General features: G+C 60.7%; 12 protein-coding genes and 1 pseudogene. 6 read left to right on the top strand and 7 right to left on the bottom strand.

What is annotated here, in order from left to right:
• Positions 1 to 10: 10 nt before the first annotated feature.
• Positions 11 to 349, top strand: coding sequence for a P-II family nitrogen regulator (locus ACUIAD_RS02260; RefSeq protein WP_110452764.1), 339 nt, complete (start codon positions 11 to 13; stop codon positions 347 to 349).
• Between the two features lie 141 nt (positions 350 to 490).
• On the opposite strand, the gene ACUIAD_RS02255 is transcribed toward ACUIAD_RS02260, so the two are convergent.
• The gene (locus tag ACUIAD_RS02255; RefSeq protein WP_445343776.1) at positions 491 to 1,882 is read right to left on the bottom strand and encodes an MATE family efflux transporter; all 1,392 of its coding nucleotides are present in this window, start codon (positions 1,880 to 1,882) and stop codon (positions 491 to 493) included.
• Positions 1,883 to 2,299: 417 nt separating this feature from the next.
• On the opposite strand from ACUIAD_RS02255, the gene dnaB reads away from it, so the two are divergent.
• From dnaB to ACUIAD_RS02235, 4 genes and pseudogenes are all read left to right on the top strand, one after another.
• Positions 2,300 to 3,640: a replicative DNA helicase gene (gene dnaB, locus ACUIAD_RS02250; protein ID WP_445343775.1), complete on the top strand. Its 1,341-nt coding sequence runs from the start codon at positions 2,300 to 2,302 to the stop codon at positions 3,638 to 3,640.
• Entirely contained in the window at positions 3,640 to 5,034 is a 1,395-nt protein-coding gene (locus ACUIAD_RS02245; RefSeq protein ID WP_445343774.1) for a MurT ligase domain-containing protein, read from the top strand. Before dnaB ends, ACUIAD_RS02245 begins: the two co-directional genes overlap by 1 nt.
• Before the next feature lie 26 nt (positions 5,035 to 5,060).
• Positions 5,061 to 5,861: a type 1 glutamine amidotransferase gene (locus ACUIAD_RS02240; RefSeq protein WP_445343553.1), complete on the top strand. Its 801-nt coding sequence runs from the start codon at positions 5,061 to 5,063 to the stop codon at positions 5,859 to 5,861.
• Between the two features lie 253 nt (positions 5,862 to 6,114).
• A pseudogene (locus ACUIAD_RS02235) lies at positions 6,115 to 6,366 on the top strand (phasin family protein); the annotation flags it as partial.
• A 604-nt stretch (positions 6,367 to 6,970) separates the two neighbouring features.
• Here ACUIAD_RS02235 and ACUIAD_RS02230 read toward each other — a convergent pair.
• Positions 6,971 to 7,831, bottom strand: a complete 861-nt coding sequence (locus ACUIAD_RS02230) for an aldo/keto reductase (protein ID WP_445343552.1) — start codon at positions 7,829 to 7,831, stop codon at positions 6,971 to 6,973.
• A 181-nt stretch (positions 7,832 to 8,012) separates the two neighbouring features.
• Between ACUIAD_RS02230 and ACUIAD_RS02225 the strand changes: the two genes are divergently transcribed.
• A complete protein-coding gene (locus ACUIAD_RS02225) occupies positions 8,013 to 9,098 on the top strand; it encodes a glycerophosphodiester phosphodiesterase family protein (RefSeq protein WP_445343551.1) in 1,086 nt (361 codons plus the stop codon).
• Here the strand turns inward: ACUIAD_RS02225 and ACUIAD_RS02220 are convergent.
• The 5 genes from ACUIAD_RS02220 to ACUIAD_RS02200 form a co-directional block, all read right to left on the bottom strand.
• Complete coding sequence (locus ACUIAD_RS02220; RefSeq protein ID WP_445343550.1) at positions 9,067 to 11,142, bottom strand: FtsX-like permease family protein; 2,076 nt, start codon at positions 11,140 to 11,142, stop codon at positions 9,067 to 9,069. The genes ACUIAD_RS02225 and ACUIAD_RS02220 overlap by 32 nt on opposite strands.
• A 587-nt stretch (positions 11,143 to 11,729) precedes the next feature.
• Positions 11,730 to 12,368: a uracil phosphoribosyltransferase gene (gene upp / locus ACUIAD_RS02215; RefSeq protein WP_110452756.1), complete on the bottom strand. Its 639-nt coding sequence runs from the start codon at positions 12,366 to 12,368 to the stop codon at positions 11,730 to 11,732.
• A gap of 247 nt (positions 12,369 to 12,615) precedes the next feature.
• Positions 12,616 to 13,311 carry a thymidine phosphorylase gene (locus ACUIAD_RS02210; protein WP_181414517.1) on the bottom strand — a complete coding sequence of 232 codons (696 nt, stop codon included), beginning with the start codon at positions 13,309 to 13,311 and terminating at the stop codon, positions 12,616 to 12,618.
• 13 nt (positions 13,312 to 13,324) lie between these two features.
• Entirely contained in the window at positions 13,325 to 14,404 is a 1,080-nt protein-coding gene (locus ACUIAD_RS02205) for an NUDIX hydrolase (protein ID WP_110452754.1), read from the bottom strand.
• A 61-nt stretch (positions 14,405 to 14,465) separates the two neighbouring features.
• Positions 14,466 to 16,712 carry an RNA degradosome polyphosphate kinase gene (locus tag ACUIAD_RS02200; protein WP_110452753.1) on the bottom strand — a complete coding sequence of 749 codons (2,247 nt, stop codon included), beginning with the start codon at positions 16,710 to 16,712 and terminating at the stop codon, positions 14,466 to 14,468.
• Between the last annotated feature and the right edge of the window lie 493 nt (positions 16,713 to 17,205).

The raw sequence follows: 17,205 nt of genomic DNA, 5'->3' as shown, positions 1-17,205 counted from the left end.
GGAAGGCAGCATGAAACTCATCACCGCCATTATTCAGCCCGGACGGCTGGAACAGGTCAAGCAGGCCCTGACAGAGGTGGGCGTGCACGGCATGACCGTCTCGTCAGCTCGGGGCTATGGTCGGCAGGGCGGCCATAAGGAAATCTACCGGGGCAGCACTGTCAAGGTGGATCTGGTCCCCAAGGTGCGCGTGGAGGTGCTGACCGAGGACCAGCGGGTCTATGACCTGGTAGACGCCATCATTCAGGCCGCTGCCACAAACACCGTGGGCGACGGCAAGGTCTGGGTGCAGACCCTGGATTCGGTGGTCAGGGTCCGCACCGGAGAGACCGGCGTAGACGCCATCTGAGGCAACAGTCTGCCGCCGTCGCTTGGGCATGGCCATTACTGCTTTGCTGGCTTTGCACAACCCCGCCGCCATGGCCAATTTCATGGTTTAGCGGTGGGGTTCTTGCGTCTTCTGCGCATTTGCTCGCCGTAGGTGACTGTTTCAGGCTTGGCCGGCCTGGTCGATTGTTCCCATCCAGACATCGGTGCGCGTTCTCAAGCCATTGCAGATGGCTCTGACGCCGATGAAGAGGATATTGAGAACGGCCCAGAGCATGGCTATCCGCCAGGTGGGCGTCCAGTTCACGGCCAGAGCTGTCATGCCCAGCAGCCCGATTACGTAGATCACAGCCGTCAGGGAGCAGGTAGCTGCCAGGTATCGATAGTCCCCGGCCCCGATCAGGATTCCGTCCAGTGCCCACATCCATCCGGCGACGGGCATGAAGATACCCTGGACGATCATGCCCACGGTGATCAACGACCTGATGGTCGGCGTAGGGCTGAATAGGGGAGCGGCGAAGAGGCCCAGAGCGATCATGACCAGCCCGACCAGCACGCCCATAGCCATGCCGGCCTTGGCTGACAGGTCGGTCATGATCCGCGCTCGCAGCCGCTGTCCGGCGCCCAGCTCGGTGGCTACCAGTGACTGACCGGCGATGCCCACGGCATCCAGCATGTTCAGTCCGAAGTTCCAAGCCGAGTTGACCCCCTGGTAGGCGGCCAGCACCTGCTCGCCCAGGTGAGCCGCAGCCACCACGGTCATGAACAGGCAGACCCGTAGGGCCAGGGTTCGCAGGAAGAGCGGGAAGCCATCGCCCATGCTGGCCGCCATGCCTGAGAGTCGAGGTCGCAGCTGGGCGCCTTCTCGACGAGCCCAGACCAGGGCTGGTATGGTCAGGAAGAGTCCCATGGCCCACTCAGCGATCAGGGTGGCTAGGCCCGAGCCCAGAATGTCCATGTGCAGGCCGAAGACCAGCAGGACCTCCAGGACGGTGTTGAGGATAGCGCCTGACACGGCGGCCACCAGGGTGATCTTTACCTTTTGCAGCCCCCGGAAGATACCGTTGGCGGCGTAGACCAGGAGCATGGCTGGCAGGCCGAAGACCAGGGCATTCAGATAGGTCTGCGCTGCCTGCAGGATCGGGCCCCGAGCTCCCATCAGGCTGCAGATGGGCCGGCTCAGAGCCAGGATCAGGGCGCAGACGACAAGGCCGATGGCGAAGGCTAGCCACATGCCGTCCACCCCCGCCTGCATTCCCTCCCTGCGGCGGCCGGCGCCCATGAGCCGGGCCACCTGGGAGGTGGTTCCATAGGCCAGAAAGATGCACAGGCCTACGGTGGTCAGCACCACCGTGGACCCGATGGAGAGCCCGGCTAGGGCCGAGTCGCTGATGTGGCCCACGATAGCGGTGTCGATCATGACGAAGAGCGGGGATGCGATCAGCTGGCCGAAAGTGGGTATAGCCAGGCCAGCGATGGTCCGGTAGGTTGCCCGCCGTTCTTCCGGCGTGATTGATCCGTTTTTGGTTTCGGGGGTGTTCCTGTGGCTGCGCATGGACGCCATGCTAATGCTCTGGACTGAAGACACAATCCCTGGAACCCAGTCCGTGGACACCTTGCCGGTAGATGCAGTATCACCGAACAGGCCCGAGCGCAAGCTAGATTGATGATGTGGAAGACTGTCCCCAAGTTTTGCACAGAGTTATACCCATGAGGTGGATAAGTTGCGCACATGTCCTCTAGGACACGCCTTGAATGTGGATAACTTATTTTTCTGTACACATGCAGGAACGACTCGAAGCTATATCCAGAGTGCCCTGGGTCTCCTAGTGAATGCCTTGGGTGAAATCCTCCTCATGGGGCCGTCAAGGACGGTTCTCTTCGTAGAATCGTGGCTATGGCTTCCGACGACTATACCGACTACACCCATCCCGAGCAGCGTCCCACCGATCATGCCCGGACAGGCCGCGACATGCTCTTCGACCGGGTGCCCCCGCATGACGACGATGCGGAGATGGCCGTGCTGGGCGGCATGCTCATGAGCAAGGACGCCATCGGCGAGGTCAGCCAGATGATAGAGATATCCGATTTCTACCAGCCCAAGCACCAGACCATCTACGAGGCCATCGTCACTCTCTTCTCGGCCTCCCAGCCGGTTGATGCCGTTCTGGTGGCCAACGAGCTGCTCAAGTCCGGCGACCTGGAGAAGGTGGGGGGCACCGACTATCTGCATTCCCTGGTGGCCTCGGTCCCGACCGCCGCTAACGCCACCTACTATGCCGAAATCGTCCACCAGCGGGCCATCCTGCGCAATGTGATCGCAGCCGGCACCAAGATCGCCCAGCTGGGCTACTCGGCCGAGGGCTCTCAGGCCGAGGACATCGTCAATCTGGCCCAGGCCGAGGTCTACGAGATGAGCATTGGCAGGGTCCGTCAGGATTACGAGGCCATCGGGCCGGTCGTCCATGACACCCTGGACCAGCTGGACAAGCTGCAGAACGGCGACATGGAGCGAGGCGTGCCCACCGGCTTCAAGAGCATCGACGATGTGACCCAGGGCCTGCAGCCCGGGCAGATGATCGTGGTGGCCGGTCGCCCCGCCATGGGCAAGTCCACCCTGGGCATCGACTTCGCCCGCGCCGCAGCCCTCCACAACAACATGACCACAGTGGTCTTCTCCCTGGAGATGAGCAAGACCGAGCTGGCCCAGCGCATCATCTCGGCGGAGACCGACATCCCCCTAGTGGCCCTGCGCCGGGCGGACGACATCACCCCTGAGCGTTGGAACACCCTGAACACTTTTTGGAGCAGACTGCAGGACGCCCCGCTCTTCCTGGACGATTCGCCTAATATGAGCCTGATGGAGATCCGCGCCAAGTGCCGTCGGCTCAAGCAGACCAACGATCTGAAGCTGGTGGTCATCGATTACCTGCAGCTGATGACTTCGGGCAAGCGGGTCGAATCCCGCCAGCAGGAGGTCTCCGACTTCTCACGCGCTCTGAAGCTGCTGGCCAAGGAGCTGGAGGTTCCAGTGGTGGCGCTGAGCCAGCTCAACCGCGGTCCTGAGATGCGCAACGACAAGAAGCCCATGCTCTCCGACCTGCGCGAGTCTGGATCCATCGAGCAGGATGCCGACGTGGTCTTTCTGGTCCATCGACCTGACTTCTACGACAAGGAGGACCGTCCCGGCGAGGCCGACATCATCCTGGCCAAGCACCGCAATGGTCCCACCGACACCTTCAAGCTGGCCTTCCTGGGCGAGAAGTCCAAGTTCAAGGACATGCCCCAGGACTATCAGCAGGGAGGGGTCTGATCATGCGTTCCACGGCTTCCAAGAAGCAGCCTGCCAATCAGCCTGGTCATCCCCGTCGGCCTTGGCGCGCCTTCCTGGCCCTTCTGGTCGGCAAGGCGATACGCCTCGGTTCGCGTCTGTCCCATCACGGCGGTTCGGCCCTGCCCGGCAGGGTGGTGGAGCGGATCGACCCGGACTTCTTGGCTAGGACCCTGTCAGGCCTTCCTCGCGGGGTGGTTCTGGTTTCGGGAACCAATGGCAAGACCACCACCACCCGAATGGTGGCCTCCATGCTGGAGTCCTTGGGTCTCAAGGTCTTCACCAATCCGACGGGGTCCAACTTCACCCGCGGCGTGGTCTCGGCCTTGGTATCTGCACTGGGGCTGTCAGGCCGTCTGCATGCCGATATTGCGGTCCTGGAGCTGGACGAGGCCTATGCGGTCCACTTCGTGCGACAGGTCAAGCCACGCTATGCACTCCTGCTCAATGTCATGCGCGACCAGCTGGACCGGTTTGGGGAAATCGACACTACAGCCCGGCTGTTGGGTCAGGTGGCCCAGGCCACCACGGGCACGGTCGTCCTCAACCGGGAGGATCCGCGCATCGCCAGCCTGGCCGCCCTGACGCCGGCCCAGACCGGCGTGGCCTACTTCGGCCTGTCAGATGACCTGTTGACCTATTTCCCCACCGATGACGACATGCATGCCTCAGACCGGGCTGCTGACGGTGCCGGTGCGAGCAGTGCTCCCCGCCTAGTCCGGCACGGTCACTGGCTGCCAGCCGAAGTGACCCTGGAACGGGTCATGGACCACAGGGCTGCCTTCCGTCTGGACGGCCGAATCCTGGAGACCGATCTACGTCTGGAAGGCGTCTACAACCTCTACAATGCGGCTGCTGCACTGGCGCTGGTGAGAGTCGTTCTGGAGGAGAAGGAGCCAGATGATGCAGCGCTCATGGATGCCCTGTCCAAGGTGACGCCCGCCTTCGGCCGTGGGGAGGTCATCACCTACCAGGGCGCGCCGGTTGAGCTGGTCCTGGTCAAGAACCCCATGGGCTTCCGCCTGGCGCTGTCCTCCTTCGATCCGGCCGGACAGGACACCATGATCGCCATCCGCGACGAGTATGCGGACGGGCGTGATATGAGCTGGCTCTGGGATGTGGACTTCACCTCGCTCAGCGATACCGGCGTGGCCATGGTCTCCGGCACCCGGGCTTATGACATGGCCTTGCGTCTGGCCTATGACCAGGTGCCTACGGAGGCGATCGAGACCGACCTGGATCGGGCTCTGGCAGCCTTTCTTGCGATGCATCCCGGCCGACCCAAGCGTATCTACTGCACCTACACCTCTATGCTCCGGCTCCGGTCCGCCCTTGGCAGGGTCACGAGCGTGGACGATGCCGGGGTGGGCGCATGAGCGAGCAAACCAAAAGGAGCGCTGGAATGCCGCAGATGCAGGATAAGGCCAAGGCTACAGGGGTTCATCCGCCGTTGCAGATCCTCTCCCTCTACCACCGTGATATGAACATCTATGGGGATTCGGGCAATATACTCAGCGTGACCCGCAGGGCTGAGCTGTATGGGTTCCGTCCCATGGTCCGCTATTACAATCCCGGTGATGCATGGCCAGAGCGGATCGATATGGTCCTTGGCGGCGGCGGCCAGGACCATGGCCAGGAACGGATCATCGACGACCTGCGCGAGCGGGGCGGACTTCTGCACGATCTGGCCGACCAGGATGTGCCTATGCTGATGATATGCGGGCTCTATCAGCTCTTCGGGCATTATTTCGAGACCTCCGACCATGAGCGCCTGGAGGGGGTCGGCATCCTTGACGTGCACACCATCGCCCAACCAGAGCGGATGATCGGCAACCTGGTGGAGCAGGCAGAGGACTTCGGCAGGGTGGTCGGCTATGAGAACCACTCGGGTCTGACCTATCTGGGAGAGGGTACCCAACCTCTGGGCAGGGTGGCTGAAGATGGCCGCGGCAACAATGGCAAGGACCATACCGAGGGGGCCCGATGGAAGAAGGTCATCGGCACCTACATGCATGGGTCGCTGCTGCCGAAGAATCCGGCCATCACGGACTTCCTTATCAAGAGTGCGGCCGAAAGGCGGTACGGCCTGGGCACCTTCGTCCAGATGAAGGAAGCCGTGGACCAGAAGAGTCAAAATGAACTGGAGCGTCTGGACTCCCTGGCTGATCAGGCCAGCCGTATTGCCGCATCAAGGCCACGGTGATAGGAGCCTGCGATTCCTGGCGTTGGCCTCTGCAGGAGACGCACACGGCTTTCGGGTCAGGGCAGAGGCGGTCGCCTGCGCGCCGGGGAAGGGCGCAGACTGCCCTTCCCGCCATGGTGTTGCACGGTTCGGCTTGGAATATCCGGCTAGACTGTAATCGCAGATGGCTGCTCGTTTCTTGGCGGTGAAAAGGGGCGCAGCCGTTCGAATAAGCCTGGTACTTCAAGGGCGTATGAATGCTGGGAGGCATATCATGTCGGATTTGCATATCGGTGATGGATTGCACAAGGTGTTTTTGGCTGGCATCGGGGCACTGGCCACAGGCGTGGAGAAGGGCCAGGAGATCGTTGACGGCCTGGTTAGGAAGGGCGAGCTGACGGTCGAACAAGGGAAGATCTTCAATACGGAGCTCAAACGCAACAGGCAGAAGCGACCTGCCCCGGCCGAAGATGGGCCGCAGCCAGCTGCACCTGCTCCAGTCCTTAGCGCTGCGCCTCGACCTGCCGCTCCCGCTCCAGCCGTCGACATGCCCCGGCCTGAGGTTCATGTTGTTCCTGCTGCTCCTCTTCGTCATGACCAGAACCCCAAGGCGCCGATGCCAAATCGACGGACCGGTTTCATCCCCATCACTTCCAGTGATCCCATCGCAGGTCAACAGGGCTGATCAAGGTCAGCAGCCGTCAGCTCCGGTCGTCGGCACTGATGTGGCAGGGTTCGTCATATGGCCAAAATGATCCGAAGCGATAACTGTCCGGCAGCATCCACGGCCTGGTTTCCTGTCGCCATGCGCCGCATGTTCGAGGCTCCGGGGTCCACGCTTTTAAGGTGGGGCAGATTCTCTCCCTGTGCTTGCAGATTCTTCCTGAGGCCTCCTGCTGTGAGTTCTTCGAGTTGCGTGCCGACGCGGATTCTGCACCCTACGCCATGGTGACTGGTCCCTGGCCACCGGGCAAGACCGTCCGCTCGGCCAGATCTTCTTTGCGATTGACTCTGTGCCCCTTGGATCAGTCTCCTTGACACACAGGTGCATCGGGCCCTTAAGCGCCGGCGGCGCAACGGCGAGGCCTAAGCTGGGAGCCCGATCTGCACAGGGGCCGTCAATCGCTAAATCAATCGGCGAAGTCTTCGACCACGGCAGGATCCTCATGGTTCATGAAGGCTGATTTTCCAGTGTCCATGGACCGCAGACGGTCCATCTCCTGGTCGCTGAGCTGGAAGTCCCATATATCGAGGTTCTCGCGCATGCGCTCTCGGTGGGTGGTCTTGGGGATGACGATAACCCCGTCCTGGGCCAGGAATCGCAGAGCCACCTGGGCCGCGGTCCGGCCATGCGCCTGCCCGATCTCGGTCAGGGTCGGATCGGTGAACATCCCCTGGCGGCCTTCGGCGAAGGGGCCCCAGGATTCGATCCTGGTGCCGTACTTGTCCATGTAGGCGCGCTCCTGGGGGCGCTGGTGGAAGATGTGAGTCTCCAGCTGGTTGACGGCCGGGACGATTCTGTTGAACTTGACCAGGTCCACATACCGGTCGGCGTAGAAGTTCGAGACGCCGATAGCTCGCAGGACACCTTGGTCATAGAGGTCTTCAAGTGCGTGCCAGGCTGCGTAGTAGTCATTGAAGGGCTGATGGAGGAGGACCAGGTCCAGGTGGTCAGTGCCCAGCTTCTTCATGGATTCCTCTATCGAGGCCTTGGTCTTGTCATATCCGTAGTTGGTGATCCAGACCTTGGTAGTCAGAAAGATCCGGTCGCGGTCGATGCTGCTCTGAGCCAGAGCATCTCCGACAGCCTGCTCGTTTCCATAGATTTGAGCTGTATCGATGGCCCGGTACCCGGTTTCAAGCGCATCCAGGACCGAGCGACGGCACTCGTCCTGGTCGGTGATCTGGTAGACGCCGAAGCCTTCCATGGGCATGAGCACGCCGTTGTTGAGCTTGATGGACGGGACGGTGGTGGATGGATCATTCTGCATGGTATTGTGCTTCTTTCTTGGCAGGATTGCTTGGGCGGATCTGGCTCAGGGCAGGGTATGCCTCTATGTTCTGCTTGTTCAAGGATAAGACCTTGAAGCAGCTTGAAGTCAAGCCAGAAAAGCTCGTTCAGCCCTCCTTCGATGCTAGCGTGGATAGTGAAGTAGCTGATGGCTGGAGGCGATGATGGGGTCTAAAGCACGATTGGCCGGCAAGGTAGCACTAGGGCTGGGATGCGGAGTTTTGGGAGCCTGGTGCTGGGCTCTGGCCCCTGGCCTTTCATCGGTTGCGGGACGAAGAAAGCCTCTCGGCCTGTCCTCGCATCCCTATGCCCACAGGGGTCTGCACGATGCTGGCTCGGGTATGGAGACGACCAATCCCAACCCTGGTCAGACTGCCTACCTGCACCGTATCCATGACTGTCTGAAGATTGCGTCCGAAAAGCCCTTGGGCAGGCATGCCTCCGCTCCGGACAACCCTTATCGGGTGGTGGCGCCAGAGAATTCGCTGGCGGCTTTCGAGGCGGCCTGCAGGGCCGGTTACGGGATCGAGCTGGATGTCCATCTCAGCCGGGACGGCCAGGTGGTGGTCATCCACGATAGAGACCTGCAGCGGGTTGCTGGCGTTAATCGAGCAGTGGCTGATCTGACTTACGATCAGCTGCGGAGGGTGCCTCTGTGCCCAAGCCCAGCCCAGGCTCTTGAGCCCGGAGAAGAGATTTCGGGCTCTGCCGACCACGACGGTGGTCCCGAAAGAGAAGGAGGGGACGAAAGCCCCAACGATCTTGAGATTCAGCATGTGCCTCTTCTATCTGAGGTGCTCGCTCTGGTGGATGGCCGGGTGCCGCTGATCGTCGAGATCAAGATGGACCAAGGCTTGGATGGCGAGCTTATGCGCCGAACTGATGCTCTCCTGTCCAGGTATCAGGGCCCCTATGTGATTGAATCCTTCAACGTCCTGGCCCTTGTCTGGTATCGGGTTCACCATCCCGGCATTACCAGGGGGCAACTTGTCGCCCCCTACCACGGCCGGGTGGGCACCTGCTCCTCGGCTCTGCGCTGGATGGCTGGATCCCTTCTCTTCAATTGGCTGGGGCGACCGGACTTTGTGGCCTGCGAGTGGCACAGCGGGCACTCACTGCCCATGCGTCTGTACCGGTTCCTAGGTGGAACGCCCATCGCCTGGACCGTCCGCTCCGAGCGCGCACAAGAGGCTGCCAGCTCCGACTTTGATGGGATCATCTTCGAGTCGTATCTGCCCGGGAGCTGAACCAGCTATACAGGCCTGAGGCCGCAGCGGCCAGACCTATCGCCCAGAGTGCCATGATCAGGAAGTAGCCGTAGGGGAGAGGCACGACGCTCATGTCTATCTGGCCGGACAGCTGATGGAATATGACGGCCAGCACTCCCGCCATGGCCAGGGCTGAAAGAAGGATGGCCGAAAGAGCATCGATCACTGACTCCCAAATCGAAGAGCAGACCAATGTTCCACGTGAAACACCGGCGGCCTGCATCCTTCGGTTCTCCTGGCGGCGCTCATTGACTGCGATGGCGCATGCCTGGATCAGAAATATGGCCGTCAGGACGATGGCCCCGTTCACCATCTGGGGCATGGCCCGCTGCACCTCCTTTGACCTTTGGATGTCGGAACGAATGTACTCCTTCTTGGTGCAGGCCTTGATGCCCTTCTTATCCCATGAAGCATTGAGCTGACTGATCAGATCGCCTGTCCGAACACCTGGAGCGGTCCTGGCTAGGGTGGTCGATCCACTGTTGTCGGGCGCCAGTTGCGACAGGTCGGCATCCGTCATCAGGTATTCGCCCATCTGTCCTGTCGGGGTCATATCGACTACGGCGGTGATGGTCAGCGTATGGCTTTTGTCGTACCTGTCGATCAGGGTCAGCTTGCGGCCAATGGGGTCTTTCTCCTGAGTGCGGCCATTTGCTATGACGGCGATCTTGCCCGACCTCAGGTCCGCAGCTGAGCCCTCGATGAAGATCGGACTAATGGTATTGACGTCCTTGCCTGCTTTGTTGACGTGCATAGCCATGACGGAAGGTTCGTCATTGCTGCCGGCATCTTCCTTGTCTGCAGTTTTCCAGGATCCCTCGCTATAGGTGACGGCGGATTCGATGTCTGCAGTGGCCCGAAGCTGGCGCTCCAGGTCTCTTGGATCATTGCTCTTTGCATTGATCATGATTTCGGCAGTGACCGGCTTATACCGGCTTATGGCTTCTTGTGCCCAGCTGGACCGTCCCAGGGCTACAACTCCGGTCACGATGACCAGCATCAGTATGATCGGCACCGCGACGGCGGTGGAGCTCCGGTTTTCCTTCCGCGCCCTTTGCCGCGCTAGGAGACCTGCACCTCGGAAGGCCAATTGGAAGGGGATGCCGATCAGGTTGGCGCAGGCCGGAACCAGGACTGGGGCCAGGGTGCCGATGATGACGAGCAGACAGCCGGTTGAGGCCAGGATCTGGATTTCAATGTCCATGCCCTTGAAGCGGTGATAGACCATGGCCAGTCCTCCAGCCAGGGCAGCCAGGGCGATTATCAGGCGAAGAGGGCCGATTGACTTGGTTCCAGCTCGATTCTCCGAGTCCTGCAAAGCCTCGATGGGAGAGATCGCGGTAATTCTCCTGGCGGCGAACCAGGTTCCTAAGAGGCCTGCCAGGAGTATCCCCACGAAAGCGAAGATAATTCCCATGGGGTGGGGATGCGCGGTCATTTCCAGCGCTTCAAGGCCTGAGTTGATCAGAGACTTGGCGAATGCCGGCACCAGCAGGCATCCCGCCGAACTGCCCAGGAGGGCGGCCAAGCCTACCGGAATCATGAATTCCAGCAGGGAGATGAATCTTACCGTCCTGGGAGAGGCGCCGGAAAGCCGCATCATGGCGTACTCGCGACGGCGGCGCTCGATCAGGAACCCCACGGAAGTGATGACCAGGAAGATGGAAACGAACCCGCATATGCAGGCGTAGGTTATGGATATCTGTGAAGCGCCGTCTTGTAAGGACAGGGTCATAGCGCGGTCGTAGGAATTCATTGCGTGCGTATCTGGCATCCCGTCGCCCTTCCGAGCGGCAATGGCTACCTGGATCCAGGCGCTGGTAAGGGCCGAAGCGGCCATGACCGCCAGGACCATGACTGTGTAGGAGGACCGATGCTCATGCAGAAAGGATCGCACCAGGGAGGCCAGGCCAGGAGTGCGCGCCTTGGTTCGATCTGCGGTTTGCGAGCCGCCCCCGCCCATCGGTCCTGAGGCTCCGGTTCCTGTGATTGATCCACCTAGGGAAAGGGACTTGCCCTCCATAGTGCGCTCCTTTCTCACCCTTGAATGCTGCTGTTCTTATTGCAACACCAGGCGAAGGCCCACTCAGGGTGTTTTCAGGGTCAGACCAGGGGAGAACCAGGGTGGCGATCAGCGATTAGACACTCCTGTGCGAGAGGTGGCTGCAAGAGGATGGGGATCGAGAGGATGGAGGCCGGGAGGATCGTAGGCATGATGATCGGTCGCCAAGCTCTATGGCGTCGCAGAGCCAACAGTTTGCGTAGAGATGGTTCCATAGCGAACCTATTCCCGCTGACGGGGGGGGAGGGAAGTCTAGCGTTTCTGACGGCGGCCACGTTTTGCCAGCGAACCTTTGCGCGCAGACAGGGCAATCGCATTACGAGCTAGTACAGGGCCCATGGCGCGGTTGCCCTGTCTCTGGATGACTGGCCCGCTTGATTATTGGTCTGCACAGATAATCAGCCTAGAGGGGCCTTATTAAGTTTGGCTATGATCGTGCTCACGCAGCACCCGTGGAACGGGTATAACGGCCATTGAAAAAGGACCCGAATCGCGGATGATTCGGATCCTCGGCAGAGATGGGGCGCATGCCCCGTCAGGTTGCTGGGTCAGTCGATGACGCCGTAAAGGCGGTCGCCGGCGTCGCCCAGGCCGGGCACAATGTAGGCGTGCTCGTTCAGTTTCTGATCGACTGCGCAGACCACCACCTTGAGGTTGATGGAGGAATCCATCTCCTCCTTGAGGCGATTCAGGCCCTCAGGAGCGGCAAGAATGTTGATGGAAGTTACGTCCTTGGCTCCACGCTCAGCCAGGTATTTGGTGGCGGCGATCAGGGTGCCGCCGGTGGCCAGCATGGGATCCAGCAGGAAGCACTGACGGCCGGAAAGGTCCTCTGGCAGACGGTTGGCGTAGGTGATGATGTCTAAGGTGTTCTCGTCGCGCTTGAGCCCCAGGAATCCGACCTCGGCCGTGGGCAACAGCCGGGTCATGCCGTCCAGCATGCCCAGTCCTGCGCGCAGAATGGGAACCACCATGGGTCGTGGAGAGCAGAGCTTCTTGCCCACCATGGGAGCGACCGGGGTCTCGATGGGGTGGTCTTCGATGTCCAGATTGCGGGTGGCCTCGTAGGCCTCCAGCATGACCAGTTCGCTGATCAGTTCGCGGAAGGTGTTGGAAGGAGTGTTCTTGTCCCGCAGTACGGTCAGCTTATGCTCGATCAGCGGGTGTTCCAGTACGTGAAGTTCCATACCTCTCAGCGTAGCTCAGCGGGTCGGCTTCTGGTAGCGATCGGCAAGCCATGCTGTCTTCGATTTGGGAATGGAAATGAAAACGCCGAACCATGCAAGCGCCTGTCGGCGCAAACGCCGCTCGAAGCGGCAACAAACGGAGCCCGGGGCTTAACCATGGTCCGGCGCAGTCCCCATTGTAGGGCATGCCTGAGTCTGATCCGGGCTCACGACGTGCTTACGCTTCCGGCTTGAAAGGTGACGAATTCTACTCCAGCCGTCCTCGCCGCCAGAGTGAGGCGCCACGCATGAAGTCACGGGCTGTCTGGTTGAGGGAGTTGACGGTGCGCTGCGCTGCGTCGACCTCCTTGGCCTCTTGATGGTCCAGCTGTCTGCTCTGGGCATCCCGGATGGTGGTCCTGATGCCGCGGGCGATCACGTCGCAGAATGCTCCGGCCCGTTCCAGGGCTATGGCGAAGTCGCCGGTGAAGGCTCCGGAGAGGATGGAGTCAGCGGTTCGGATGATGTCGTCGGCCTCCGGAGCCTGGTCAACGCCCGCGATGGCTGATGCAGCGGTGTCGGTGGGCTCGCCCAGCCGCCACAGACGACTGATTCCATCAGCGTCCCTACGCATCCAGCTGCGGAGCATGTAGAGCCGCCAAAGGATGCCCGGCAGGGAGTCAGGATCGCTGTCGCTCCAGAGCTCGGCCACTACATCCACGCCTTCGCGGTCTACCAGGGTCAGAACCCGTTTTACGATGGCGGGGTCGGCGCTGTGGTGGACCCGATCCAACAGGGAAGCTGCCGAAACATGGCTCATCTCGCTGATCTGCTGTGGATCCATGCCTCCGGAAAGCTGGTCGGCGATGGCTGGATCCAGCTGGCCCGGGCGTGAGGGTCGGGTTGTTCCAGTGCCGGAAGCTACGAATCCCGTGCGGGAAGAGCGGATCGAGGATGAGCCAATTCTGGAATTGCTGTCAATAGACAAGGGGAGTCACCTTCTGTATGTCGATGATGGTCGGATGATTGGGGTCGCCAGTCAAACTGAGGACAACGGCGTTGCCGGTGGGCATGAAGGGAGAGTCATCGGGCAGGCGTTTGGATAGCGATCCGCTGGAGCACAGCCCGCGCAGCTGCTCGAAGATCCCCCCTAGGACCGGGCGATGCATGCAGATCATAGTGGTTCTGTTGCTCGTCAGCAGGTCGGCCATCTGCCTGTCCAGCCAGCTGTGCGCCTGGTTGGGACGGCTGTGATAGGAGGATTCCGTCAGGCAGGCAGCCATCTGCACTGGCAGACCGACCTCATCGGCGTAAGGCCGCAATGTCTGCACGCAGCGGATCCAGGGGGAGGACAGGAGGTGGTCAGGCGCGAAGCAGGCCAGCTCACGTGCTAGAGCATAAGAAGTTCCGGCGCCCCTGGGGGTAAGAGGACGATTTGCATCCTTGCCCGTCCACTCCTTCCGGGCCACTGCCTTGCCATGACGAACGATGATCAGCTGACGAGCTCGGATGCCACCCTGCTCAACCCGATCCACGAAGGCATCCAGTATGGTTCTGTCGCTGGGGTGGGTCAACAGTCTGCGGGCTTCATAGGCTCCGACCCAGCGTATCTGGTCGACTTCCCTGGAATCAGGCCGGTGGATGGGTCCTAACAGTGCGCTCTGACCGGCGGCGTGTTTCGCGTCGGTCGGTGTGGCCATCCAGTAGCGAATATGCTTGAGTCGGCCGCCTTTGCTGCCCCGGCTCCGACCCTCGTTGTTCAGCGGGTATTCGGCATCCCCCAAGTATGGCCCTAGACGGACAAGACAGCCCGTCTCTTCGCCGACCTCTCGCACGGCCGTCCGTATGGGGGTTTCGCGATTCTCCAGCTTGCCCTTTGGCCAGCTCCAGTCGCCGTACTTAGGACGATGAACCAGACAGAGCTCCAGCTCATCGAGATCGGATCGGGGGCTGGCTCCTGGGGCCGCTCGGCCGTCGTCACTGAATTTCATCCATCCTTGGAAGTTTGTGCGCCACCGGTAGAGAATGGCTCCGGCTGCCTCGACTGTCCTGCTCATGGCCGAATGCCATCCTGATCATACGTCTCGGCGGCGAGCCCGTCGGCTTGAAGGCGCATCATTATCGCCTGGCCCTAGGGGTTCGGGTGTGACGGTCGATCAGATACTCCTGCGAGTCGACCAGAGGCCGGCCCTGATCGTCCCTGCTGTGGCGCTCGTAGGTGCCGTCGGGCCGCATGTGCCAGGAACTGGTGGTATCGGCCATCTGCAGATCCACATAGTCGATCAGCCCCTGCACCTGCTCAGGCGCGGTGATGCGGACCAGCGCCTCCACGCGGCGGTCCAGGTTGCGGTGCATCAGGTCGGCAGAACCTATCCAGACCTCCGGCCCAGCCAAGGGGCCCTCACCGATCTGGGGGCCCTGTGAGTTGGCGAAGGCGAAGATGCGGCTATGCTCCAGGAACCGTCCCAGGATGGAATGGACGCGGATATTCTCGCTCAGTCCAGGCACTCCCGGCTTCAGGGAGCAGATGCCGCGTTCCACGATGTCGATGCGAACCCCGGCCTGGCTGGCCCGGTAAAGGGCGTCGATGATCTTTTCATCCACCAGGGAATTGACCTTGATTCGTATCCAGGCAGGCTTGCCGTTGAGGGCGGTCTCCTCTTCGCGGGCGATCCGCTGCAGCAGCCCGGAACGAACTGTGCGTGGGGCTACCAGCAGGCGGTGGAAGGAGGATTTGGGTGCATAGCCTGACAGCTGATTGAAGAGCCGGGTCAGGTCCTGTCCCACCACCGGGTCGCAGGTGAGCAGGCCCAGGTCGGTGTACTGGCGGGCGGTCTTGGGGTTGTAGTTGCCGGTGCCTACATGGCAGTAACGACGCAGGCCGTCCTGCTCCTGACGGACCACCAGGGAAAGTTTGCAGTGGGTCTTTAGTCCCACGATTCCGTAGACCACATGGACGCCCGCCCGTTCCAGCTGACGAGCCCAGGCGATGTTGGCCTCCTCGTCAAACCGGGCCTTGATCTCGACTAGAGCCAGTACCTGCTTGCCGGCGTGCGCGGCATCCACCAGGGCGTTGATGATGGGCGAGTTGCCCGAAGTCCGGTAGAGAGTCTGCTTGATGGCCAACACTCGCGGATCAGCCGCTGCCTGCTCCAGAAAGGCCTGAACCGAGGTGGAGAAGGAGTCATAGGGGTGGTGAAGGAGGATGTCATGCTCGCGGATGGCGGCGAAGATGTCCTGGGCTTGACTGGATTCCACCTCGGCGATCTGCCGGTTGGTGGTGGGGATGAAGGGCCGGAACTTGAGGTCGGCCCGATCGATGGACTGCAGCTCGAACAGGACCGTGCAGTCCAAGGGAGCGGGCAGTCGATAGACCTCCTCCTGGTTGACTCGCAGCTTGCTGGCCAACAGCTGCGAGAGGAAGGGAGAAGCGGAGTCGGAGATCTCCAGGCGGATGGGCGGTCCGAACCGCCGCTGCATCAGCTCCTTCTCCATGGCGTTGAGCAGGTTCTCTGCGTCATCCTCTTCTACGTCAATGTCTTCATTGCGAGTGACGCGGAAGGAACGGGCCTCTTTGATGATCATGCCCGGGAAAAGGTATTCCAAGTGGGCGATGATCAGGTTCTCCATGGTGATGAACCCATAGCGTTCCTCCCGGCCCTCCTCGTCGGTCAGATCGTCCACAGGAACCAGACGGGAGAGGTTGTCGGGAATCTTGACGCGAGCGAAGTGGGTCTTGCCTGAGCTTGGGTTCTCCACTAGGACCGCTAGGTTCAGGGAGTTTCCTGAGATGTAGGGGAAGGGGTGGGCAGGGTCGACGGCCAGTGGGGTCAGGACTGGGAAGACTTGGTTGCGGAAGAAGTTGGTGAGCCGTTCCTGCTCCTGGCTGCTCAGTTGCGTCCAGCTCAGCAGGATGATGCTTTCGGCGGCCAAATCCGGCAGGATGTGGTCGATGACATAGTGGGCGTGCTCGTTCTGAAGCTTGTGCGCCTGCTCGGAGATGGCCCTCAGCTGCTGACGGGGGCTCATTCCGCTGGCGGCAGTCACAGCAATGCCGGTGTCCACGCGACGCTTCAGACCAGCCACGCGGACCATGAAGAACTCATCAAGGTTGCTGGCGAATATGGCGGCGAAGTTGGCGCGCTCCAGCAGGGGCACGCTCTCGTCTTCTGCCAGCTCAAGCACGCGTTTGTTGAACTTGAGCCAGCTTAGCTCCCGGTCGAAATAGCGATCCTCAGGCAAGGGCGGGACCGGATGATCCGAGTGCCTGGATACATGCCGTGCCTTGCCGTCGGTCTCAGCAATATGCTCCGCGATCTGGCTACGTAGCAAGGCCTTGGAGGGTGCGTCAAATTTCTGAACCATACCATAGCACTTTATTCGCAGATGCAGTCCTCTGCAATTATCGATAAAGCCTGTGGATAAATAGGAACGGCCCCCGCAGGAGGCCGTTCCCGCAAGGTCGATTCGGTGGGAATCTCTGCACAACATCATCGTTGCAACGGTCAAGTCTTAATACACCCGTTCAACGTATCGGTCCTGGTGGCCATACACTTTGTGGGCTTCCGTGTTCTCGAACCTTCCTTGTATATGTCATTATGCCGGTTTTGAGACCAATGGCAAGCATGCCCATCGCGTTAGAGCGGAGAAGGCTGCCCGTTTGATCTTTTGTGTGATTTCGTGCATTTCGACAGGTCAAGTACGCCAGGTTTGAAGGAATCTGTTGTTTCTATGTGATTATCTGTGGCCTTCGCTCGGGCATGGAGCTGAAAATACTGGAGTTTCAGGCGTGTCGTGATATTTATTCATTCGTGAACAGAGGCGATGAAGCAATGTGGAGACATGAGGTCATTCGACC

It is taken from the genome of Bifidobacterium sp. ESL0819 (assembly GCF_052606245.1).
Note: the sequence above shows the minus strand (reverse complement) of the source record. Positions and strands in the feature narration are given on the sequence as shown.

Bases quoted from the DNA above. Each gene is read 5' to 3' on its own strand.
- ACUIAD_RS02260 (WP_110452764.1), top strand. From the start codon at position 11: ATGAAACTCATCACCGCCATTATTCAGCCCGGACGGCTGGAACAGGTC.
- ACUIAD_RS02255 (WP_445343776.1), bottom strand. From the start codon at position 1,882: ATGCGCAGCCACAGGAACACCCCCGAAACCAAAAACGGATCAATCACG.
- dnaB (WP_445343775.1), top strand. From the start codon at position 2,300: ATGCTCTTCGACCGGGTGCCCCCGCATGACGACGATGCGGAGATGGCC.
- ACUIAD_RS02240 (WP_445343553.1), top strand. From the start codon at position 5,061: ATGCCGCAGATGCAGGATAAGGCCAAGGCTACAGGGGTTCATCCGCCG.
- ACUIAD_RS02230 (WP_445343552.1), bottom strand. From the start codon at position 7,831: ATGCAGAATGATCCATCCACCACCGTCCCGTCCATCAAGCTCAACAAC.
- ACUIAD_RS02225 (WP_445343551.1), top strand. From the start codon at position 8,013: ATGATGGGGTCTAAAGCACGATTGGCCGGCAAGGTAGCACTAGGGCTG.
- ACUIAD_RS02220 (WP_445343550.1), bottom strand. From the start codon at position 11,142: ATGGAGGGCAAGTCCCTTTCCCTAGGTGGATCAATCACAGGAACCGGA.
- upp (WP_110452756.1), bottom strand. From the start codon at position 12,368: ATGGAACTTCACGTACTGGAACACCCGCTGATCGAGCATAAGCTGACC.
- ACUIAD_RS02205 (WP_110452754.1), bottom strand. From the start codon at position 14,404: ATGAGCAGGACAGTCGAGGCAGCCGGAGCCATTCTCTACCGGTGGCGC.
- ACUIAD_RS02200 (WP_110452753.1), bottom strand. From the start codon at position 16,712: ATGGTTCAGAAATTTGACGCACCCTCCAAGGCCTTGCTACGTAGCCAG.